The organism is Streptococcus sp. STC1396, assembly GCF_058933875.1.
This window is the reverse complement of record NZ_JBZYCU010000033.1, coordinates 1-22,263: the sequence shown is the minus strand read 5'-3', so window position 1 is coordinate 22,263 and position 22,263 is coordinate 1. Positions and strand designations below refer to the sequence as shown.

Here is a 22,263-nt window from a genome sequence, read left to right as displayed (position 1 = left end):
CGTCCCACCTCCGCACAGTTGAGTAGGGCTGTAAAAGCTGATGAAATCAGCGTAGTAGAGCCCACTCAACCACTGCGTCTTGCTCGACAATCCAAAGACAATTGAGAGGCTAGGACTTTTGTCCCAGCCTCTTTTGACTCTCCAATTCTTATTAATGATTTGTCTTACTTTCCTATACAAAGAAATTATCTTATAGCCTTTAAAAATCTTACAAAGATCAGCTATCTGAAAGATATTTACAGTCCTCATCTGAAAAGGTTGATTGAATTTTTCAAAATCAACTATCAATCGTACTTTGCGCCGTCTGCATTTGGTAATAAACACCTCTGGCTGCCATGAGCTCCTGATGATTACCATGTTCGACGATATTGCCATCTACCATAACGAGGATGATGTCAGCATTTTGAATAGTGGACAGGCGGTGGGCGATGATAAAACTAGTACGCCCCACCATGAGCTTGCTGAAAGCCTCCTGAATCAACACTTCTGTCCGGGTATCGATGGAGGATGTCGCCTCATCCAAGATTAGAATTTTAGGAACAGCAAGGAAGACACGCGCAATGGTCAAAAGCTGCCGCTGACCTTGAGACAAGGAGTCCCCTGCATCCGCCAGGTAGGTGTCATACCCCTGAGACAGTTGCTGGATAAAGAAATGAGCATTGGCCGCCTTGGCAGCTGCAATGACCTCTTCTCGGCTGGCATCTGGCCGGCCAAAAGCTATGTTGTCATGAATAGTCGCCGTCTTAAGCCAAGTCTCCTGCAGTACCATGCCAAACTGCTGACGATAAGAGGCTCTAGTGTAATGCGTTATGGGAGTACCGTCTAGCGAAATAAGACCACTATCAACATTGTAAAAACGCATGAGGAGATTAATCAGGGTTGACTTGCCAGCACCAGTTGGCCCGACAATGGCGACCTTGCTAGCTGCTGGAATCCTTATATTCAAATCCTGAATCAACTCTTTGCCAGACTCATAGCCAAAAGCCACATGCTCAAAGCTAATCTGTCCTTTTACATCTTCAGTATGAAGAATCTCTTGACCTGACTCTGCTATTTCTTCTTGGTCCAAAACGCTGTAAATTCGCTCCGCACAAGCTAAAGCGCTCTGCAATTCCGACATGACTGACGATATATCATTGAAAGGCTTGGTGTACTGGTTGACGTAGTTGAGAAAAGTTACCAGCTGACCAACCGTAAAGCCTGTTCCCTGAATGATTCGGACAGCCCCAAAGCCTACAATCAAAGCATAGATCAGGGCATTGATAAAACGAGTCGAAGGATTAACCGTCGAAGAATAGAAAATAGCCGCCTGAGAATAGTCCGCATAGGTTTGATTACTGCGAGTAAAAGCTGTATCAAACTGCTCTTGGGCATTAAAGACCTGTATCAGACTTTCCTGGGTCAGACTTTCCTCAATCAGCTGAGTCTGTGCTCCTCTCGCCTGTGTCTGACGTTGGAAAAAGTTAAAACTCTTTTTGGCTATAAAGCGCGCTAAGAAAAGAGAAAGGGGCGTCAAAAGCAGGACCAAAAGCAAGAGGAAAAAGTCCAACCGAGCCATGCTAATGATCGTCACTAAAATTGTCAGCAAACCCACAAAAAATTGATTGAAAACCATAAGTAGGCCATTGCTGAGCTGCTCCAAATCTGTCGTCACCCGACTAACCAAGTCGCCAGTTCCCTGCCGATCTAGATAGGCCAAAGGCAGATAGTGTATTTTCTTGATAACGCCTTGACGAAGCTGCTGGCTATAGCGATAGACCAGCTGATTATAGAGCAAGGGATTGAGCCATTGAATCAGCGTATTGACTAAGATGACCAACAGCATCTGCCCCAAAATCGGCATCAAATGCTGCTCCGCTTGAGGAAGAAGAACGCTATCAACCGCATTCCCGATTAAAACTGGAAGAAGAACAGTTAGAGCCACTTGAGCCACCGTTCCCAGACTAGCTAGAAGAAAGAGCCAGCGCGCCTGCAGCAAATCTCGAGTCAAACGCCTCAAGCTGCTAGGTGATGTCTTATGCTTCATGCTTTCCCTCCTCTCCTTGACTATGCTGTGAGTGATGAATTTCTCGGTAAATGGCGGAGCTGACTAAGAGTTCCTCATGGCGACCAAGAGCCACCTGTTCTCCCTTATCTAGGACTAAAATTTGATCCGCTGAGCGCAAGCTATTGGTCCGCTGGGAAATCAAGACTAGGCTGGTCTCAGTCAATTCATTCTTAATAGCCTGCAAGAGTCGAGCCTCTGTCAGATAGTCCAGAGCTGAGGTCGCATCATCTAAAACCAAGAAAGGGGATTTCCGCAAGACAGCTCTAGCAATGGTTAAACGCTGACGCTGACCGCCAGAAAAATTCCGGCCAAAGGCCTCTACAGTCGCATCCAAGCCACCTTCCTTCTGAGATACAAAGTCCGCCGCTTGAGCAATCTCTAAAGCCTGCCACAAGTCTGCGTCTGTTGGCTTGGTTGACAGTCCTAAAGTCAGATTGGAGCGAACAGTTCCTTGAAAAAGCTCCGCCTTCTGAGGCACCAGACTAATCCAAGACCGCCATTCGCTCAAATTTTTAGGACTGCGTCCTTGGGAAAAGATGCTCAACTGACCAGCAGCAACTGGATAGAGATGAGCCAGCAGCTGAACCAGGGTAGACTTCCCTGAACCTGTTCCGCCAATAACACCTAAAGTCTGGCCTTTTTTCAAATCAAAAGTCAGACCTGTCAGGGCTGGACTAGCTGCATTTGGATAAGAAAAGCTGAGCTGCTGGACTTTAATAGCTTGATCTAGCAGAGCTATTTCCTGCACTAATTCCTGCAGGACATCTTCTTCTGCTTGCTCGAAGACCTGACTAATGCGGCCAGCACTGATATAGCTTTGATTGAGCGAGTTGACCAGCATCGCCAGCTTGAGCAATTCCACCAAAATTTGCAATAAATAATTGACCAAGGCCACTAGCATCCCCTGGGTCAACAATCCCTTGCCGATAAAAGCATTCCCCTGCCAAATCACAGCAATCAGGGTACCATTGACCGTAAGAAAGGTCAGAGGGCTAATCAGACTAGCAAGAGCTCCCGTCCTAATTTGCCAGGTTTTATAGAGCTCATTGCGATTGCGAAAGGTCTGAACCTCGCGCTGGGTCTGACCAAAAGCTCGTATAACCCGCATGCCCTGTAGCTGCTCACGCGTCAAATTGACCAATTGGTCTGTCAGTTGACGAATCTTAGCATAGAGTGGATTCATCAGACGAGACATGAAGACGATAATAGCCGTTAAAATGGCCACCATGAGCAAGAACCACAAGGTAATGGCCGGACTGATAGTAAAGGCCATAATGATGGAGCCAAAAACGATGATAGGCGCCCGCAGAAAGAGACGAAGAAATTGATTGATGCCCGTCTGGATCTGATAGGTGTCGCTGGTCAGCCGAGTCACCAAGCTTGAGGTCATCAGCTCATCCCGACTGGCCTTGGGCAAGCGCAGAATCTTTTGATAGAGGTCACCTGTCATCTGACGAGTAAAGCCCACAGCTGCCTTTGACGAATAATACTGGGCCACCACTGCTACCACCACACCCAGCGCAGCCAAGCCCATCAAAAGAAAAACCATCCAGTAGAGATGGGAACTGTCCTTTCGTGGAATAGTCTCATCCACAATCCCCGCAATCAAAAGCGGGACCAAGAGTTCAAAACTGGCTTCCAAAAGCTTGAACAAGGGTCCCAGCAAAGACTCCCTGATATAGCCCTTGAAATATTTCAATAAATCTTTCATACTGCCTACTTCTCCATTAAACTGTATTTATTTTACCATAATTCTCAAAGGGTAAAAAATATTCTCCTTCTGATCAGCAGAAAGAGAACATTGATATTAGACTTCTTGCAAGTTTTGGCTTATTTTCTTTAGACCTATATGCAAAAATGGTGTCGTTGCTAATAAGAAGCCGCCTAAAACTATAAAAGTCCAGTCAAAGCCAAAGTAATCAATCAACCAGCCTGTCACAGGGAAAATGACAATCATACTCAGGCTGAACATCATAGAGTAGACACTCAGCATGGTCGCCCGCACTTCACTTGGCAGCTGTTTTTGTAAATCATTGTCAAAAATCGGCTGAAAAAGAGCATACAAGGCGTTGCTGATTAGATAAATCAAGATATAGATGATTGGCGTGCTAAAGTAGGACAGCAGGTAAGTCACTCCAGTCAGAAGTACCAATAAGGGAAAGAGTTTCAAGGCAGAATACTTCTTTCCAACTTTGCTGGCCAGATAGACTGCCAAGATATTCAAGACACTGCCAAGCAGCATAACTGCCGAGATCTGCCAACCTTTCAAATCAGGCAGCTGATTTTGATAATAAAAATAAAACATGCACATCAGTGTTCCGATGATTTGTGACAGAATCATCCAGATAAAAAGGCTGGGATTTCTCTGCAACTCCTCTTTGACAGCCCAGATAATCTTTTTCATGGTCAGACGTTCTGCTTTCTCTGCTTTGACACTTGGCTCCTTCAACATCCAAGTCAAGAAAAGAACGATGATAGAGGTGCCAATCATGATATAGTAGGTCAGATGCAATTGTCCATGGACAAAAAATCCAGCCCAGACCGTTCCCAAAGACCGGGTCGCTTCAGCCACTCCAGACATAAAACTGGAGATGGATAAGTAACGTTCTTTGAGTCCAGCCTCTACAGAAGAATCATAAACCATGGCGGCACTTGTCCCCGAATCAAAATTATAGGACCAAGCACTAATCACCATAGCCAGTGCATAAACCCAAAAGTTCCCCTGCCCCGCCAACATGAGAACAGAAGACACAATCCCAGCTATCCGGCTCAGATAAAGATTGGTCTTGTAGGAAAAGCGATCCGCCAACATCCCAGAAGGAATTTCACAAATAACGCTAGTCGCATGAAAAATACTTTCCAAAAGCCCAATCTGCCAAAGGGACATGCCGTTTTGACTGAGAAATAAAATCCAAAAACTAGTAATGCCTAGAAAGGCAAAAAATTCTACTCCGGCCATCAGGCTGATATTTTTCCGATAACTTCTTTTAAACATATTTTCTCCTTTAACAAGTGTTTTCTAATTTCTATCCTTTGTCACTTGTTAATCTGCTCTTTACATGACCTCCACCTCCTCTTTCTAGTGCTTTGAAAAAACGCCACATGGGCGTTTGATTCATTTTATGGTTTAATACGGTGCAGCATACGTGGGAATGGGATGGCTTCACGGATATGCTTGGTTCCTGCTACAAAAGTTACCATACGCTCGATACCGATACCGAAGCCGCCGTGCGGAACTGTTCCATACTTACGAAGATCCAAGTAGAATTCATATTCTGTCGTATCCATACCAAGGTCATTCATTTTAGCAACAAGAGCATCGTAGTCTTCCTCACGCATAGAACCACCGATGATTTCGCCATAGCCTTCTGGTGCCAGTAGATCCGCACAAAGGACACGGTCTGGATTTCCAGGAACTGGCTTCATGTAGAAAGCCTTGATGGCTGCTGGGTAGTTCACGACAAAGGTTGGTACTCCAAAGTGGTTTGAAATCCATGTTTCATGCGGTGAACCGAAGTCATCACCATGTTCCAGATGCTCATAGTCCGCATCCTCATCATTTTCATGGGCTTGCAAGAGGTCAATCGCTTCATCATAGCTAACACGCTTGAAAGGCTCAGCAATATAGCGTTTCAAAAGTTCTACATCACGTTCCAAGGTTTCCAAAGCTTGAGGAGCACGGTCAAGAACACCTTGGATCAAGGCTTTAACATAAGCTTCTTGCAAGTCAAGTGACTCATCATGCGTCAAGTATGAATACTCTGCATCCATCATCCAGAACTCAGTCAAATGACGACGGGTTTTTGATTTTTCAGCACGAAATACAGGACCAAAGTCAAAGACACGACCAAGAGCCATGGCACCTGCTTCCAGATACAGCTGACCTGACTGACTCAAGTATGCTGGAGTTCCGAAGTAGTCTGTTTCAAAGAGCTCAGTTGAGTCTTCTGCTGCATTTCCTGACAAGATTGGGCTGTCAAACTTCATAAAGCCATTCTTGTCAAAGAATTCATAAGTAGCGTAGATAATGGCATTGCGGATTTGCATCATTGCCACTTGCTTACGAGAACGAAGCCACAAGTGACGGTTGTCCATGAGGAAGTCCGTTCCATGTTCTTTTGGCGTGATTGGATAGGCATTTGACTCACCGATGATTTCGATGTCTGTAATGTCCAGCTCGTAGCCAAATTTTGAGCGCTCGTCTTCCTTGACAATCCCTGTCACATAGACAGAAGTTTCTTGGCTAAGCTTTTTAATCGTATCAAACTTCGCCAATCCTTCTTCTTCGCCAAATTTTTCAATGAAGTTAGGCTTGAAGGCTACACCTTGGAAAAAGGCAGAACCATCGCGCAACTGCAAGAAAGCAATTTTCCCTTTTCCTGACTTGTTGGCTACCCAAGCACCTATCGTTACTTCTTCACCAACATGATTTTTTACATCAATAATCGTTACATACTTTTTCGACACGTATTCTCTCTTTTCTATTTTATTTTTTATGATAAACAGCCTCAATGTTGTTCCCGTCTGGGTCTATCACAAAGGCCGCATAGTATCCCACATGGTAATTTTTACGTTCGCCAGGTGCACCATTATCCTTTCCTCCAGCAGCCAAAGCTGCTTGATAGAAAGCATCTACTTCTTGACAAGTTTGAGCACTAAAGGCAAAATGCATCGGCTCTTGTTGACCAACATTTAGCCAAAAATCACCACCTGGATCCGCATCTCGCGGTTCTGTGAAACTAACGACCTGCCCCGTATCAAATTGAAGGTGATAATTTAAAGGAGTTAAAGTGGCTTGATAGAAAGCTTTAGAAACTTCTAAATTCTTTACCTTAAGGGTAAAATGATCGATCATTTTTTACCCCTCCATGAAGGCCTTAAGGCGGCGAACCGCTTCTTTTAGGGTATCCATGTCAGTCGCATAGCTAAGACGGACATTTTCTGGAGCACCAAAACCAGCCCCTGTCACTAGAGCCACACCTACTTCTTCTAAAATCGCTGTGGTAAAAGCTGTCACATCGGTATAGCCTTTCATTTCCATCGCTTTTTTAACATTTGGGAAAAGATAGAAGGCTCCCTGAGGCTTAACTACTTCAAAGCCAGGCACTTGAGCCAGCAAGGGGTAAATGGTATTCAGGCGTTCTTCAAAGGCCAGTCTCATATTTTCAACCGTATCCTGACTACCTGTCAAAGCCTCAATAGCCGCATATTGAGCCACAGCTGTCGGATTAGATGTTGTTTGCCCTGCAACCTTGCTCATCGCTGAAATAATCTCCGGCTCACCAACAGCATAACCAATCCGCCAACCCGTCATAGAGTAGCTTTTAGAAACACCGTTGATAACGACTGTTTGCTTGCGGATCTCCTCTGACAGACTAGAAATCGGCGTAAATTTATTGCCATTATAGACCAAGCGGCCATAAATATCGTCTGCCAAGATCAGAATATCATGCGCTACAGCCCAATTTCCAATAGCTATCAGCTCCTCAGCTGTATAAATCATACCAGTCGGATTGGAGGGCGTGTTAAGAACTAAGACCTTAGTCTTATCAGTACGGACTGCTTCCAGCTGTGACACCGTCACCTTAAAGTTAGTTTCCTCTGTCGCTTGAGCAAAAACAGGCTGTCCTTCAGCCATCAAAATCTGATCGGCATAGCTGACCCAATAGGGCGTTGGAATGATGACTTCATCACCTGGATCAATCACACTCATAAAGAAAGTGTAGAGGGAGAATTTAGCGCCCGTTGCCACTGTCACTTGATTTGGCTGAATCTCATAGCCATAGTATTTGGCAAAATACTTTACAATTGCTGCTTTCAGCTCAGGAAGACCGCTTGCGACCGTATAAAAACTCGCTCTACCATCTTCAATCGCTGCAATCGCTGCTTGCTGGATATTCTTAGGCGTCGGAAAATCTGGCTCTCCCAAGGTCAAAGAAAGGATGTCCCTGCCTTCAGCCTTTAAAGCTTTAGCCCGTGCGGCTGCTGCCAATGTCACACTTTCTTCCATATTTAAAACACGATTGGATAGTTTCATAGTCCCTCCTTGCTGAGCAAGCTTTTGCTCTCAAATCCGATATTGTAATAGCTGGTTCCAGACTTAATTTCCCAAACAGGCTGTCCGTCTAAATAACCAAAAGTGATCTTATCAATAGTGATCGCTCCATTATCCTTGGCCAGCTGCTCCGCCTCCGCCTGACTCATCCCATCTTGCAATTGATACACATAAATTTTGTTAGAATTTTGGGAAATCAGAACGGCTTCTTCCACTTTTTTACTATTTTTTCCAATCAAGCTATAGTAGGACTCTTTGCCATTGTAAATAGAAAAACTAGTTAGCGTTTCCAAGTCCGCATATTCCTTAGCGACTTTTATAGATCCCTCCATCGCAGACCGCCGCGGTTCCATAGCAAGATGCAAAACTGTAAAAAATGAAAAAACAAGCGCCGTTAGGACAAGAAAAAGCCCGATAGCATACTGCCGAATAGGAAATTCAGCCTTTTCTTTAATTTTATGTTTCACTGAATCATTATACTACAAATAGCCTGATTTTTCTAGGACTTTTATCACATTTGCATTTATTACTCCTTATTGATAAAATGAGCCTATGAAACAAACTGAAAACCTAGATCAAGAAACTCTACTTGACCTTAAAACAATCATTGTCCTCCATAAGGCTGAGCGAACCATCCGTAATCTCGAAGCTCAAATTTTTAAAAAACACAACTTGACTCCGACCCAATTTTCTGTTTTGGAAACCTTATATAGCAAAGGAAAATTGCGGATTCAGGATCTAATTGACCACATGCTGACTACTTCGGGCAATATGACGGTCGTCATCAAAAACATGGAAAGAGATGGCTGGATTAGCCGCAGCTGCGACCCCAATGACCGCCGCTCCTTTCTCATCCAACTAAGCGAACAGGGCCAGAAGAAAATCGAGAAGGTCCTGCCAGAGCACATCGCCAACATCCGCCACATGACTGCCCTCCTCTCCCAAAACGACAAAGAAGATTTAGTGCGGATTTTGAAAACTTTCAAAAAACTGAGCTAAATTATTGCTAATTAGTGATATTTGTTGTAACATAGATTGTAACAAGAGTTCATCCTCTTGATTTCAATCATTTACAAGGAGACTCATCTATGTCTAAAGTATTATTTATTATCGGCTCACTTCGTCAAGGTTCATTCAATCATCAGTTGGCAGCACAAGCGGAAAAAGCTCTGACTGGCAAAGCTGAGGTGTCTTATCTTGATTACAAGGATGTGCCATTCTTTAACCAAGATCTCGAAAGTCCAGCTCCAGCTGCTGTTGCCAAGGTTCGTGAAGAAATCCTTGCAGCTGATGCTATCTGGATCTTCTCACCTGTCTACAACTGGGCTATCCCTGGCGTAGTGAAAAACTTGCTAGACTGGACTTCACGCGCTCTTGATTTGTCAGACCCAACCGGCCCTTCTGCCCTCAATGCCAAGCTTGTGACCGTTTCATCCGTTGCTAATGGCACTTCACCTGATGAAGTCTTCAAACACTACCGCAGCCTCCTTCCATTTATTCGCATGAATGTAGTTGACCAATTTACTGGTGTCGGTATCAATCCAGAAGCTTGGGGAACTGGTCAACTGACTATCGCAGAAGACAAGCTTGATGAGCTGTCTGCCCAAGCAGATGCCCTACTAGCAGCCATGAACTAAGATAAAATGAAAAACATGAAGCAAGATTTCACAAGAAAGACTGCTCCATGTTTTTTTCTTATTTTAAAATGATGGCTGCGACGATTGGACTGACAATCACATACATAATTCCTGTCACTCCGATTGCAAGGCCGGCCATAGCTCCTGCAACCTGTCCATATTTAAAGGCTGTTCCAGTACCAACTGCGTGACCCGTACCACCCAAGGCGAGACCAACCGCTACCGGATCCTTAATTTTTAGCAGTTTCAGAATAGTCGGCCCCATGACACTTGTCAAAATACCTGTCGCCACAACCACCACCAAGGTGACAGTTGTCAAGCCCTGCATTTTATCAGTAATGCCTACTGCCATCGCTGTCGTGACAGATTTTGGAAATAGAGAAATTGCTAAAAAGAAGTCCATCCCAAAGAATTTCGCAAGCAGAGCCGTAAAAGTCGTATTGACCACTACAGCCACAAAGGTACCTAGCAGGATACTGCGAGCGTGGTGCTTCATCAGGTGGAAGGTCTTATAAAGCGGAATCCCCAAAGCAACCGTTGACGGGACAATTAAGTTGTTTAAATAAGCTCCGCCGACATAATAGTCCTTATAGGAAATACCTGTTAATTTCAAGAAAGCGATAACCAAAATCGCTGCTAAAAGGAGAGGTGTTGTCAAAGGATGAGGAAATCTACGAAAAATCAACATCCCAATGAGGTAGGCAAAAATGGACAGGGCCAATCCAAATAACGGGTTACTCCATAAACTAGACATGATCCATCCCTCCTTCCTCATAATCACCTTCAAAACGATGCTTGATAAATTGTACGACGAGGGCAATGACGGCCACATTTAAGACAATAGCTCCGAGAATAATCAAGATAATCGGCAGCAGATAAGGGGCAATCACATGAAACTTATCCATAATCCCTACAGCCGGAGGTAGAAAAAGAATGGTCATATTGGCTAACAGAAAGTTGCCAACCATACTGACATGGCGGAGCCGCAACAACTTAAACTGCAGAGCAAGAAAAAGCAAAATCAGTCCGATAATACTGCCAGGAATAGGAAGATGGAAGAAACTTGATATCCCCTCTCCAATGATGGAAATCGAGAAAATAATCATCAACTGAACATATAACTTCATGCAGAACCTCCAAAACTTTCTATGTACAGTTTACTCCTTTTCAGAAATATTTCAAGGTTTTTCCTAAATAAAAAAGATGGAAACGAATCCATCCACTCTTTAGCGTGACAAACTTACCTCTACATCATTTCCATTCGGATCTAGGATAAAGGCTGCGTAATATGGCTGATGCTAGTGCTCAGGAATGCCTGCCCCCCCTTGTCTTATGTACCTGCTGACAGTCCAGCCTGCAAAAGCATCCACTTGCGCTCTGTTTTCCGCATTAAAGCAAGATGTTTGGCTTCAGACTTGTCCCCTGACTGAGCTAAAAGTCCCTGCGAACGCTGTTCTTAGCTCTGCAAAAGGAACAGTTTGAGACATATTAAATTCAAACTCATCAGCTAAAGGAGCCAATCTCTACTAGCAAAACATTTTACTGGCCTGTAAATCTTTGACTCAAATCCTCAAATGGACAATCTTCCGTTGCCCTTCTATCAAAAAAACGCCCTACGGCGTTTCTTGAAATCAAACGGAAGACATGGGATTCGAACCCACGCACGCTTTTACACGCCTACTGCGTTTCCAACACAGCCTCTTAAGCCTCTTGAGTAATCTTCCACAAAAGAGAAAGACGAGCTTTCCCAAAACTTTATCCATTATACCACATTACAGCTCCAGCCGCTATACTTTCCACCATATTTTTTTGAAATTTCTACTAATTCCCAAACGTTTTGATTGAGATGGGATAACTCAGTATCATCCAAACGAGAAATCTGAATCCGATAGGGTCTTGTAGAATCCTGTAATTTATCTGTTGAAACAAGAGTATAGGCTAGCTTTTCAACTTCTAGCATCAATTCTGCCTGCGTCTCCTCAGATGTGCAACAAATCCAATGGTTTATTTCACGGATTTGATCATGATGATCGCCACTTTTTTCTAATTCATACCAGATGCGCTGATTCAGAATTGTCTGATATTCATATTCATTTGGATAAAGAAATTCAAAATATTGATTCCACTCAGGATCTACCAAGGTTGCCGAACTATATTGATAATCAGGAAACTCCTTCATCACACGAGAAATAGCAGCAACATGGCTCTGCTTATCTCTTAAATAATAGTAATATTCAATGTGTCCATCCGTAATAACAGTTCCTACATAGATTCCAGAAATGTTAAATAAGGCCTCTGACAGCTCATCTTCAATTGTATTTAGCTTCAGAAATTCATCATTTGTCGGAAATTTTGTTTCAGATTCCACATCCAGCAAGGCGATTTTCAAACGCATGGCATAAGAATACTGAGCATAGGGAGCTACTTGAGCCAAGGCAAGATTCAAACGGATACTAGCTACTTGGTCATCGATAAGAGTTGAAAAAGAGCCCCATTCATTTGGAACTTCCTCTAAAACAACGGGAGCTTCCTCAGTTTGTAGCTGGTTTTCTTGGTTTTTACCAAAAATTTTTTCAAAAAAGCTCATATATCAAAACCTCTTTTACATATCCCAATGGAGCCGGTGGGAGTCGAACCCACGTCCAAACACCTGCCAACACATTTGTCTACGACCATAGGCCATGTCTTCATTTAACTTAGCTTTGACACATGGCTCAAGCCCAAGCTAAGCGAGTCTATCAATCTCTTGTAAAATCCCTAGACTTAATCTTACCGTAGCTTGCTCATAATAAGACCGGTCATCAGACACAAGCAATCCGAATCAGGTTACGCTGGCTGGTTTTTAGGCAGCTAAAGCGTAAGAATTGTTATTTTTTGCAGTTATATTTAACTGGCGTTTTACATCCGCTAGATGAGTCGCAAAACATGCCTCATAATGCCTGTCGAATCCGTAACGACCCCAAGACAGTAACCTATTATACCAAATATCGGTTTAGAATGCAAAAATAATATTCATTGCCCACAGCAGGAAACCGCCAGAACTTCTGCAAAACAGGAATCTGTAGTATTTTTTGCAAATCTAACCCATAAATTTGCAAAAAATACTCTTCTAAAATAGCCTGTACTCTAAAAGCTCTATTTTTCTACTCAAACTCAACTAATTTCTCAAGGTTATCAGAACACCATTGTCACTAATCTCAAAAATAGAAGCGCCTGAAAGGGCGATCCTGTTTTTTCTGTCAATGAGCTTCCCTTCAAAATCTGACAATGACACTGCTAAAGAGGAAAACTACAAAGATTAAGATTAAACCCAGTAAATAGAGCAGGCGGTATTTCCTAGTTTCCAGTTCTTCTTTTTCTTCAGCTGTCATGGGAAAAATAGCCTTGTTCCGTTTTAAGAGATAGAGGATCAAGCCTTCTCCTCTTTGTCCGCCAGCAGTTAAGAAAGCCCAGAATTTTGGGTGTTTCATCCCACGAACGGAAGCGTCTAATTCAATCAGCTTAAACAATTGATAGACAAACAAGGCATTTGTCACTACGAGCAATCCAATCAAGGTCCATACATACCAAGTCATGATAAAACCTCCTATATTTTTCGAATAATCTGCACCAAGATATAGCCAGTCGTGCTGATGACTAGCGCTACTGCCAACAAGGTCAGCAGATAACTGTTAGAGATGGGCATAATAAAAATAAAAAACAGAAATAATAGACAAATATTACATAAAAAGGCCAGTAAAATCTTTCGATTACTCTTGACAGTATTGGTCGAATCTTCCAAGTGCTGAATCATGCTCTCATCTCCTTTCAACAATTCGTCCAAGCTAACCTGATACAAATCGCTTAGTTGTAAGACATATAAAATATCCGGATAAAATTTTTCAGTTTCCCAATTTGAGATAGTTTGTCTTGAAACATTTAGTTCTTCTGCGACACTTTCCTGTGTCATGCCAGACATCTGCCGCGCTTTTTTTAATTTTTTGCCAATTTCCATTACCCTTCTCCCATCTTTCTACCTTCATTTTACTCTTTTCTTGCCTAAAATCTAGCAAATTTTTTTGACATTGGGCAAAATAAAGGAAAAATCCTGCCAAATGAACTTGACAGGAGCTACAAATTTGAAATCATTCGATTTTAGATGAGTTCTAACTGTTTTTTCCACCGTTTTTTAAATAATGCATCAAAGAGTATCAGGGCGGCTGACAAAATAATTGACACAGCTAGATATTTTACTAAAAGGCTGTACTCACTGATAAAGGGAGGTCGAGTGAGTAAACCATAATTGCCCCCCGTTATTTGGTTGACGCCAACAAGGAAGGCATTGAGCCCAAAAGTGTAGAGGACAATCATATATTTCTTGAGCTGGGTCTTGTCATAGTGATTCATCAAGTACAGCAGAGAGTTAACCAAAAGGGCATAGTGACCAATCAAGAAAGAGAAACTGGTAATGTGGGGAAAATCATAAGGGTCAAAGACAGGATAGCCCAAGGCAAAGAGCGCTCCGCTGGCTCCTAAAAGAGCAAAATACTGCTTGCTACGCCATTTGTCTGGCAGAAAGACCACTGCAAACATGGCCAAACGGCAGTGGTACAAGGGCAAACTATTTGCCAAGGGAAGCTGAAAACCTACATACCAGCTATAAAGAATTGCCAGCTGAAACAGCTGAAGGATTTTCATACTTTTGATAAAAGTCGGGTTCTTGTGGTACTTTATCGTCGCATAGATAGACAGCAAAAGCAGCGCCATCATCAAAGAGTAGGCCAAAGCGGAAATCAAGGGCGGCTCAGTTTGGTTGGTAGTCAAAAAATGATGCATCTGGTTTCCTTTCTAGTTCTAAAACCTGTTTTATTCAGCTAACAGTTTCCTTTGCAAGACATTCAAGCTTTGAAGGGTCCCCACAAAAACGACTGCGTCAAGAAGCTTTATCTTTTTAGTACATATCTTCAGTCATGTTCATTAACTCCGGCATCGTAAAGATTTTTCCCAGATTAGGAGTGAGATCAATCTGGATTTGGCAAAACTATGAATACAGGTTCTTATTGAGTCAGTCTTTCTGCTTGCTTTTCTCTTATTCCTTTAAAGAAATAGGAAAATAGGAGCAAGGCAGTCGCTAAAACCAAAGATACATTAAGATAATTACCAAGCATACCGTGATCTCCCACCAAAGGAGGATTCTTTAAGAAGCCGTAGTCCCCGCCGGTTGCGATATTTGCAATTAAAATCAAGAAATTTAAGCCAAAAGTAATTTCCACAATGCGACGATAGGACAGCCTCAGACTATCATAGTTCTTCATCAGGTAAATAATCGAATTGCCCAAAAGTGCAAAATGCCCGATGAAAAATGAAAAGAGGGTGACATGCGGAAATGGATAGGGGTCCAAAATCGGATAAACAATCGCGCAGATCGGACCAAATACTCCCAGCAAAGCAAAATATTGCTTGTAAGGGACTTTATCTGGTAAAAGCAAAACGGCAAACATGGCAATACGGCAATGGTACAGGGGAAGACTCTCAGATAGAGGCTCCTGAATGGCCAAATACCAGCCGTATAAAAATACCAATTGCACAATTTGAGCGATTCTGAAAAAAGTCTGCATTTTCTTTCGCTCAAAAAAACGGATCGCTAGATAGATGACAGACACCAATCCGACCATCATCAGAATATAGGCGAACGGCGTCATCATAGGCGGTTCTGTTTTGTGACTAGTAAAAAAATCTAGTAAATTCATTTGTCAATCTTTCATCCTAATAAATAAATTTTTAACGACACTAAGCTTTCTGGTCATAGCAACGATTCCTAATTTCTTTTCTAAAAAATTATTATTTAGCTTCTTTTTCGCAGCATCTCGTGGTAAATATATATGAAGGCAACTTGAGCCCCTCTCAAATATCTCACCCTCAAATGCTAGACTTTGAATCTTTGCCAATTTCTGCCTGTCGAGCTCATGATTGGTAAAGGTCAGATGGATCCTAGAAAGATCATAGTCTGCTGGAAATGGATTTTCAGCAATCACCAATTCTAATCTAAATCAGCTTTCTTCTTAATAACAACCGACAGGTTGGCTCCAATTTGCTGAAGAATACTTTGGTGAATCTGATTGGCTAAAGCCTCAGCGGATAAATCTATTTCGCAAAGGATATTACCCGACTGGATATAGGTTGAAACACTGCGCAGACCAGAAGCTTCCAAAATCTCTACCAATTCACTCATCTTGGGTATCCTATTTAGCCCCGTCGGCATGACACCGCGCAGCAAGGCTAGATATTGCATACTGTTCTAATCTAATCTAAGTATTGTTCTCGTTTGCCCTGATAGATTTCCCAGAGAAGCTGCATCTGCTCTTTTGTTATCCTTTTCTCAGATAAAAGAGGCAAATTCTGCGGGTCAAAGAAATTCAGTTCTGAGATTTCTAAATTGGGCTGAAAATCTCCCTCTTCCAGCTGGCATTCAAAAATGAGCTTGACATACTGCTTACTTTGTGGCTGAAATTTATTGCTATCAAAGACAGCCAGCAAGCGTACTACGCTAGCTTGAAATCCCGTTTCTTCCTGAATTTCTTTTAGTACATTCTCTTTTGGGGAAAAACCAACTTCGCAGAAACCACCTGGCAGAGCCCATGTCCCCTCTTGCTGTCCTCGTACTAGACAAATCTTGCCCTGCTGAACGATAAAAGCTCGGACATCGACCAAAGGAGTCGCATAAAAATCTGTCGGTCGGAGCAAGTTAGAAAGTTCCTCTTGATCCAGATGGCTGGTCTCGCTTAACAGCTGATTTAGATTATCTCTGATATCCGCATAGCGTTCTCGATCAAACTCACTGGCAGCAAAAGACAGACCTGTATCCGTTATCGCCAACAGTCGCTGGAGAATTAAAGCTGTATCACTTGTCCCCATGCTCCAAGACCTCCACTAGTTTATCCAACTTCATCGAATTACTACCCTTGAGCAAGATTTGATCGGCTGATTGCAACCAAGTCTTAACGGTCTTGGTCAAATCTTCAAACTGATCCTTGTCAGCATTTTTGACAAAATAGTGCACTCGATTTGGTGGATAAATTTCCCGAGCATAGACATAGAGGGCTTCCATATCCTCTCCATAGAGGAATAGATCGGTGATAATCTCTGGATTGAGACTGGTAATCATGGCTCCGTGCATAAGCTTCGAGTCAGTTCCCAGCTCCTTCATATCAGCTAAGACTGCAGCTTTGCGGCCGCCTTGAGTGGATGGAATCGTTGAGAAGGTCTCAAGAATCAAGCGCATGGCTGTTGGATTGGCGTTGTAGACATCTGACAGGATATCGGCTCCATTAGCCGCCTTCTTCCACTCGGTTCGATTGCGGGTCAATTCCAGCTGGGCAAAAGCCTGACGAACCGCCTGCTCACTGACCCCCTCCTGCAAAGCTACGTAAGACGCAATCATGGCGTTGGTCGCATTGTATTTGCCAGTCACAGGCAAGTCAATCGCCTGCTCAAGAAAATTCGCTTCAAAGGTCAGGCTGTCCTTGCGCTCTTCCAGACGGGTCAGATAAATATCTGCATCTTGCCCAAAGCGAATCACTTTTTGCTGGTCTGACAGAAAATCATTGACGATCTTATCAGCCGGAGCCAAGAGCAGACCGCCTTTCCTCATGCCATCCGCGATTTGCATCTTGCCTTTAGCAATCTCCGTACGGCTTCCGAAAAATTCTAAGTGAGCTTCGCCAATCAAGGTCACAATGCCCGTTTTCGGCTTGGCAATTTCAGACAGAAGATGGATATCTCCCAAGTGGTCCTGTCCCATTTCCAGAACTAACTTTTCTGTATTGCCCGGCATGTGGAGCACCGTGTAGGGCAGACCGATTTCATTATTATAGTTGCCCTGGGTTTTATAGGTTTTATAGCGAGTAGCCAATAGCTGAGCCAGCATATCCTTGGTCGTGGTCTTCCCATTGGAGCCTGTCACAGCGAGCACATCTACAGCGGTCTTTTCCAGATAATATTGAGCCAAGCGCTGAAAAGCCGCCAGCACATCATCGACCAAAATATACGGTCCTTCTTCCACTGGACGCTCAGACAAGGTAGCCGCAGCTCCCTGAGCGAAGGCTGTCGCGATAAAGTCATGGCCGTCACGCGCCCCCTTGAGCGGGATAAAAAGATCCCTCGCCTCAATCAAACGGCTGTCAAATTCAGCTTTGTTTAAAGCTACATCTTCAAAACCTGACACATCATTTTTTGCCCCCAGTACAGAAGCGATTTCATGTAAAGTTAATTTCATTTCTTCTCCTAAAAGAAAGAGTGAAAGCAAAGCCCTGTTCAACGAAACTAAGCTTAGCCTTCCACTCCCTATTTTATCTTCTTAAAGCAGGTGAGCTTCGCGTTTTTCGAAGGCTTCCTGAGCCAAAATTACTAATTTCTCAATCAAATCGGAATAAGACAGTCCCATATTTTCCCAAAGTAAAGGATACATAGACCATTGGGTAAAGCCAGGCATGGTATTGAGCTCATTGAGGAAAATGTCGCCATCCTCTGTGTAGAAGAAATCACAGCGCGCCAATCCCTGTCCACCCAAGGCACGAAAGGCTGTCTCAGCATTTGTACGCATGACTGCAATAACCTCGTCCGAGATTTTCGCAGGAATGTCCATGGTAATCTTATTGTCAATATACTTGGCCTCGTAGTCGTAGAAAGCCACATCCTTGACTACTTCACCCGGCAAGGTGCTCTTGACAGCATAATTTCCTAAAAGGCCAACCTCAATCTCACGCGCATTGACACCCTGCTCGACCAAGACACGGCTGTCGTACTTGAAGGCTAAGTCCAATGCTGCCCGCAACTCCTCTTGATTATCAGACTTGGAAATGCCCACACTAGAACCCATATTAGACGGTTTGGTAAAAATCGGATAAGTCAATTTTTCTTCGATTTCGGCAATTTTCTCTTCCAGATTTTCGCCCTCAATCACCGCTACATAAGGCACCTGCGGGATTCCAGCAGACTCCAGAATGCGTTTGGTGGTAATTTTGTCCATAGCAACACTTGAAGACAAGATATTGCAGCCCACATAGGGAAGCCGCAGCACTTCAAGAAAGCCTTGAATAGAGCCATCCTCGCCCATTGGGCCATGCAGAACAGGAAAGACAACTGCATTTTCCTCATAAATATCACTCGGTTTGACTTGCTGCGAAAAATCAACCGTTTCATTGGTCATGAGTTTTTCATCCGCAGCTGGTTTTTCCGTAAATTCCTGCGTTTTAATAAAATCTCCAGCTTTTGTGATGAAATAAGTCTTGACAGAAAATTTGTCATAATTGACAGCTCGCATGACACTCTCAGCCGACAAGACTGAAACTTCTCGCTCAGCACTGCGGCCACCGTATAGTAAAATCAAGGTTTGTTTGACCATTATCTTATCCCAACATTTCTAGTTATAAGTTCATTTTGGGTTGCCCCATCTTCCTTTTAGACTGTTTCAGTATACCATATTTCCCTGCATTTTTGAATAGAAAAAAGACTCCCAAAGCTGTTTTTCAGCAGGAAATCTTTCTTTATTCTTACAATTCTGTCCGATTTTCAATCGCTCGGAGCAAGGTCACTTCGTCTGCGTATTCGATATCAGCGCCGACAGCCAGTCCGCGGGCCAGACGAGTCACCTTGATACCCGCAGGCTTGAGCACACGAGAAATATACATAGAAGTCGCTTCTCCGTCAGCCGTTGCATTGGTGGCCACAATCACTTCCATCACTTTGTTGTCCATCAAGCGAGTCAAGAGGCTCTTGAGGTTGATGTCATCTGGTCCTACACCGTTCATAGGGGAAATGAGGCCGTGAAGTACATGATAAAGGCCGTGGTATTCTTGGATATTTTCCATAGCGGACACATCACGGCTATCCTCAACGATCAATATCACAGTCTGATCACGCGTTTGATCCGTACAGATAGCACAGGGATCATCGTCCGTCAGATTGCCACAGATAGAGCAGTAAGTCAGCTCGCGCTTGGCAGCTAGTAGATTTTTGGCAAACTCATTGACATCATCGTCACTCATCCCGATGGTATAAAATGCCAAGCGGGTAGCTGTTTTGATGCCAATACCCGGCAGCTTGGAAAAGCTATCAATCAATTTGGCGATAGGGGTTGGATAAAGCATAATGGTAATAGTTGAGCAATAAAATAATCAGCAAATTTTACTGCTTTTCCTTTCTAATTCATAGGGTGCTGTTGGTTATAAAGATTGATAATATCACGAGTGATACTGTGGCTGACCGTTGAGGAAAGGTCAGTATTATGTGGAAAGACTACAGCCACAGCTATTTTAGGACTGTCGCTTGGGGCATAGGATACGACATTGGTGTTGATGGCGGATGCGCCACCATTGACATAGGTTTCAGCCGTCCCCGTTTTAGCACTGATGGAGACCGTCGCGCCCTGCGCAATCGTACGGCCAGTTGTAAAACCACTCCCCCCATTCACTACCTGATAGAAACCTTGTTTTAAAAGAGCCATATTTTCCGCGGAAATATTCACCTGATTCAGTTCTTTTGTTTCCTTTTTCTCAATCAGGTCTCCCAGTCCGCCTTGCTCATTATTGCCATAAATCCCTTCTACCAGATGCGGAGCCACCCGTTTCCCGTTATTGGCAACCGTCGCAGCATACTGAGCGAGCTGAAGAGGGGTATAGTTATCAAACTGCCCAAAAGCATTGGTAATGTAATTACTTACTGTGAAATCTTTTGGAATATAACCTGTTGATTCATTAGGCAAGTCGATGCCCGTCGATGCCCCTAAGCCATATTCTGCAAAAACAGAGCGCAGCTTTTCCATCGCGGTATCAAGATTATCTGAACTTAATGCCATATTCGGAGTGTAGGGAGTTCCTAACATATTCAGAGCAAGCTGAACCATATAAGTATTCGATGAATACTCCAGCGCCTCAACCGCCGTAATAGAGCGAGAACCAAAGGACGTAAACCAAGAATTAATCGGAGCAGAGCCCGCAAAGGTAATCGGCTGATCGACTAAGGATTGATTACCAGAAATAGCTCCGTACTGCCAACCAGCAGTCAAAGTGGCCGCTTTGACGACCGATCCAGGGACAAAAACGTTGGTAATGGTCCCTAAAGCATCCGCAGAGATATCGCCTGTTTCCAAATCGTGCTTAACACCAGCTAGAGCTAGGATAGAGCCCGTATCTGGATCCATAGCAACGGCATAAACTCCTTCAGAATAAGTCGCATTTCCGCTGCTCAACTCTGCATTAAAAGCATTTTTAAGGATATCTTCAACTCCCTGCTGGAAAGATAAATCAATGGTCAGCTTCAGATTATCTCCCTTACTGCCGTCTGAAATTTTTTCTACACTTTCCATATTGCCGTTTTTATTGAGATGAATCTCTTTTACAGCTCGCTTCCCTTGGAGGGTCGATTCATACTCCTTTTCAAGATAGGAAGTCCCCACTCGATCATTTAGAGAGTAGCCCTTCTTAAGATATTCATCTACCTCTTCTACCGGCAGACCGGCTTTCTCTGTGGAAATATTCCCCACGATTGACGCAAGAGAAGTGTCCAATACTTTCCTGTCCCAGCTTGTTGAAATGCTAATTCCCGGAAGGTCTTTTTCACTTGAAGCTAAAATCGCAACCTGCTCCGTTGACAATGGATCCGTCTGAATAGTTCCCGTTGAGAAGTTTGAAATGGCATTCATTTGGCTGAACAGCATAATTGCTTTTTTTTCATCATCCGTATAACCCAATTTAGACGGATCAATACTTTCTACTGCTGCCTTATAAATTTTTGACTCTTCCAAACGATTGCCATCGGTATCAAATTTTTCATTTTTAGGCAGCTTTTCAACGACCTCGCGATAGACATCCTTATCGGCCAGATAATAATCAACCGCTTGTCTGTCAGTCACGGCTATATCACTCACTGTGACATAATTGAGTAATTTTTGAGCTGTTTCACGAATTTCTCCAGCGGTGGCTTTATTATCCCGTGTATAGGTTACTACTTGTTTCGTTGTATTTTCAACCAAGGGATTTCCAGCAGCGTCATAAATCTGCCCTCGAACCGAGCTTGTTGTTATTCTTGTTTTGCTGGCCTTAGCCAATTTATCCGTATAAAACTTTTGATTGATAACTTGCATATAGCCCAGACGAACAATCAAAGTCAAAAATAATACCCCTACGATTCCAAACAGCAGGTACAATCTTCTCGTGATTGAATGGCTATCAAATTTTCTCTTCGACATCTTTTCCTCATTCTCATATAAATGTTCTGACTCTTATTTTACCACAAATCCCCACTGATGAATGGAACAAATTACACAAGACTTTTAAAATTCCAAATATGAATCTGGCGAATCCGCCTTCGAACAGACTAAAAAGGGCTGGGACAAAAGTCCTAGCCTCTCAATTGTCTATGGATTGTCGAGCAAGACGCAGTGGTTGAGTGGGCTCTACTACGCTGATTTCATCAGCTTTTACAGCCCTACTCAACTGTGCGGAGGTGGGACGACGAAATCGAATTCTAACGAATTACCGATTTCT

21 protein-coding genes, 1 tRNA gene, 1 other RNA gene and 1 pseudogene are annotated in these 22,263 nt (G+C 43.3%); 2 read left to right on the top strand and 22 right to left on the bottom strand.

Annotated features, from left to right (window positions below; all coding sequences use genetic code 11):
- Positions 1-277: 277 nt before the first annotated feature.
- From AC5FEC_RS09750 to AC5FEC_RS09720, 7 genes are all read right to left on the bottom strand, one after another.
- Positions 278-2,026 carry an ABC transporter ATP-binding protein gene (locus AC5FEC_RS09750; RefSeq protein WP_493662051.1) on the bottom strand — a complete coding sequence of 583 codons (1,749 nt, stop codon included), beginning with the start codon at positions 2,024-2,026 and terminating at the stop codon, positions 278-280.
- Positions 2,016-3,758, bottom strand: coding sequence for an ABC transporter ATP-binding protein (locus AC5FEC_RS09745; protein ID WP_493662050.1), 1,743 nt, complete (start codon positions 3,756-3,758; stop codon positions 2,016-2,018). The genes AC5FEC_RS09750 and AC5FEC_RS09745 overlap by 11 nt, the downstream gene beginning before the upstream one ends.
- Before the next feature lie 96 nt (positions 3,759-3,854).
- Complete coding sequence (locus tag AC5FEC_RS09740; protein WP_493662049.1) at positions 3,855-5,042, bottom strand: MFS transporter; 1,188 nt, start codon at positions 5,040-5,042, stop codon at positions 3,855-3,857.
- 125 nt (positions 5,043-5,167) lie between these two features.
- Complete coding sequence (gene asnS, locus AC5FEC_RS09735) at positions 5,168-6,514, bottom strand: asparagine--tRNA ligase (RefSeq protein WP_217472629.1); 1,347 nt, start codon at positions 6,512-6,514, stop codon at positions 5,168-5,170.
- A gap of 19 nt (positions 6,515-6,533) precedes the next feature.
- Positions 6,534-6,902, bottom strand: a complete 369-nt coding sequence (locus AC5FEC_RS09730) for a VOC family protein (protein ID WP_304948758.1) — start codon at positions 6,900-6,902, stop codon at positions 6,534-6,536.
- Positions 6,903-6,905: 3 nt separating this feature from the next.
- Entirely contained in the window at positions 6,906-8,084 is a 1,179-nt protein-coding gene (locus AC5FEC_RS09725; protein ID WP_493662048.1) for a pyridoxal phosphate-dependent aminotransferase, read from the bottom strand.
- A complete protein-coding gene (locus AC5FEC_RS09720; RefSeq protein ID WP_493662047.1) occupies positions 8,081-8,569 on the bottom strand; it encodes a cell wall elongation regulator TseB-like domain-containing protein in 489 nt (162 codons plus the stop codon). The genes AC5FEC_RS09725 and AC5FEC_RS09720 overlap by 4 nt, the downstream gene beginning before the upstream one ends.
- A gap of 85 nt (positions 8,570-8,654) precedes the next feature.
- On the opposite strand from AC5FEC_RS09720, the gene AC5FEC_RS09715 reads away from it, so the two are divergent.
- Together AC5FEC_RS09715 and AC5FEC_RS09710 are read left to right on the top strand one after the other, a co-directional pair.
- Positions 8,655-9,101 (top strand): MarR family winged helix-turn-helix transcriptional regulator, encoded by a 447-nt coding sequence (locus tag AC5FEC_RS09715; RefSeq protein ID WP_493662046.1) that lies wholly within the window; start codon positions 8,655-8,657, stop codon positions 9,099-9,101.
- Positions 9,102-9,190: 89 nt separating this feature from the next.
- Complete coding sequence (locus AC5FEC_RS09710; RefSeq protein ID WP_493662045.1) at positions 9,191-9,739, top strand: NADPH-dependent FMN reductase; 549 nt, start codon at positions 9,191-9,193, stop codon at positions 9,737-9,739.
- Between the two features lie 58 nt (positions 9,740-9,797).
- Here AC5FEC_RS09710 and AC5FEC_RS09705 read toward each other — a convergent pair whose 3' ends face one another.
- From AC5FEC_RS09705 to pbp2b, 15 genes and pseudogenes are all read right to left on the bottom strand, one after another.
- A complete protein-coding gene (locus AC5FEC_RS09705) occupies positions 9,798-10,493 on the bottom strand; it encodes an LrgB family protein (RefSeq protein ID WP_268735715.1) in 696 nt (231 codons plus the stop codon).
- A complete protein-coding gene (locus AC5FEC_RS09700) occupies positions 10,486-10,866 on the bottom strand; it encodes a CidA/LrgA family protein (RefSeq protein WP_037618598.1) in 381 nt (126 codons plus the stop codon). The genes AC5FEC_RS09705 and AC5FEC_RS09700 overlap by 8 nt, the downstream gene beginning before the upstream one ends.
- 509 nt (positions 10,867-11,375) lie before the next feature.
- Positions 11,376-11,463: transfer RNA gene (locus tag AC5FEC_RS09695), tRNA-Ser, on the bottom strand.
- 38 nt (positions 11,464-11,501) lie between these two features.
- A complete protein-coding gene (locus AC5FEC_RS09690; protein WP_493662044.1) occupies positions 11,502-12,326 on the bottom strand; it encodes a DUF695 domain-containing protein in 825 nt (274 codons plus the stop codon).
- Between the two features lie 25 nt (positions 12,327-12,351).
- Positions 12,352-12,700, bottom strand: a transfer-messenger RNA (tmRNA) gene (gene ssrA, locus AC5FEC_RS09685).
- 293 nt (positions 12,701-12,993) lie between these two features.
- Positions 12,994-13,314 carry a hypothetical protein gene (locus AC5FEC_RS09680; RefSeq protein WP_493662043.1) on the bottom strand — a complete coding sequence of 107 codons (321 nt, stop codon included), beginning with the start codon at positions 13,312-13,314 and terminating at the stop codon, positions 12,994-12,996.
- A gap of 11 nt (positions 13,315-13,325) precedes the next feature.
- Positions 13,326-13,733, bottom strand: coding sequence for a helix-turn-helix transcriptional regulator (locus AC5FEC_RS09675; protein ID WP_234550048.1), 408 nt, complete (start codon positions 13,731-13,733; stop codon positions 13,326-13,328).
- 140 nt (positions 13,734-13,873) lie between these two features.
- Positions 13,874-14,554 carry a YwaF family protein gene (locus AC5FEC_RS09670; protein WP_493662042.1) on the bottom strand — a complete coding sequence of 227 codons (681 nt, stop codon included), beginning with the start codon at positions 14,552-14,554 and terminating at the stop codon, positions 13,874-13,876.
- 221 nt (positions 14,555-14,775) lie between these two features.
- Positions 14,776-15,468, bottom strand: coding sequence for a YwaF family protein (locus AC5FEC_RS09665; RefSeq protein WP_304948740.1), 693 nt, complete (start codon positions 15,466-15,468; stop codon positions 14,776-14,778).
- A 3-nt stretch (positions 15,469-15,471) separates the two neighbouring features.
- A pseudogene (locus tag AC5FEC_RS09660) lies at positions 15,472-16,010 on the bottom strand (DUF1697 domain-containing protein).
- Positions 16,011-16,021: 11 nt separating this feature from the next.
- Entirely contained in the window at positions 16,022-16,633 is a 612-nt protein-coding gene (locus tag AC5FEC_RS09655) for an NUDIX hydrolase N-terminal domain-containing protein (protein WP_493662041.1), read from the bottom strand.
- The gene (locus AC5FEC_RS09650; RefSeq protein WP_493662040.1) at positions 16,620-17,993 is read right to left on the bottom strand and encodes a UDP-N-acetylmuramoyl-tripeptide--D-alanyl-D-alanine ligase; all 1,374 of its coding nucleotides are present in this window, start codon (positions 17,991-17,993) and stop codon (positions 16,620-16,622) included. Before AC5FEC_RS09650 ends, AC5FEC_RS09655 begins: the two co-directional genes overlap by 14 nt.
- An 81-nt stretch (positions 17,994-18,074) precedes the next feature.
- The gene (locus AC5FEC_RS09645) at positions 18,075-19,121 is read right to left on the bottom strand and encodes a D-alanine--D-alanine ligase (RefSeq protein WP_493662039.1); all 1,047 of its coding nucleotides are present in this window, start codon (positions 19,119-19,121) and stop codon (positions 18,075-18,077) included.
- Positions 19,122-19,269: 148 nt separating this feature from the next.
- Complete coding sequence (gene recR, locus AC5FEC_RS09640; protein WP_304948736.1) at positions 19,270-19,866, bottom strand: recombination mediator RecR; 597 nt, start codon at positions 19,864-19,866, stop codon at positions 19,270-19,272.
- Between the two features lie 53 nt (positions 19,867-19,919).
- Positions 19,920-21,965, bottom strand: a complete 2,046-nt coding sequence (gene pbp2b, locus AC5FEC_RS09635; RefSeq protein ID WP_493662038.1) for a penicillin-binding protein PBP2B — start codon at positions 21,963-21,965, stop codon at positions 19,920-19,922.
- Between the last annotated feature and the right edge of the window lie 298 nt (positions 21,966-22,263).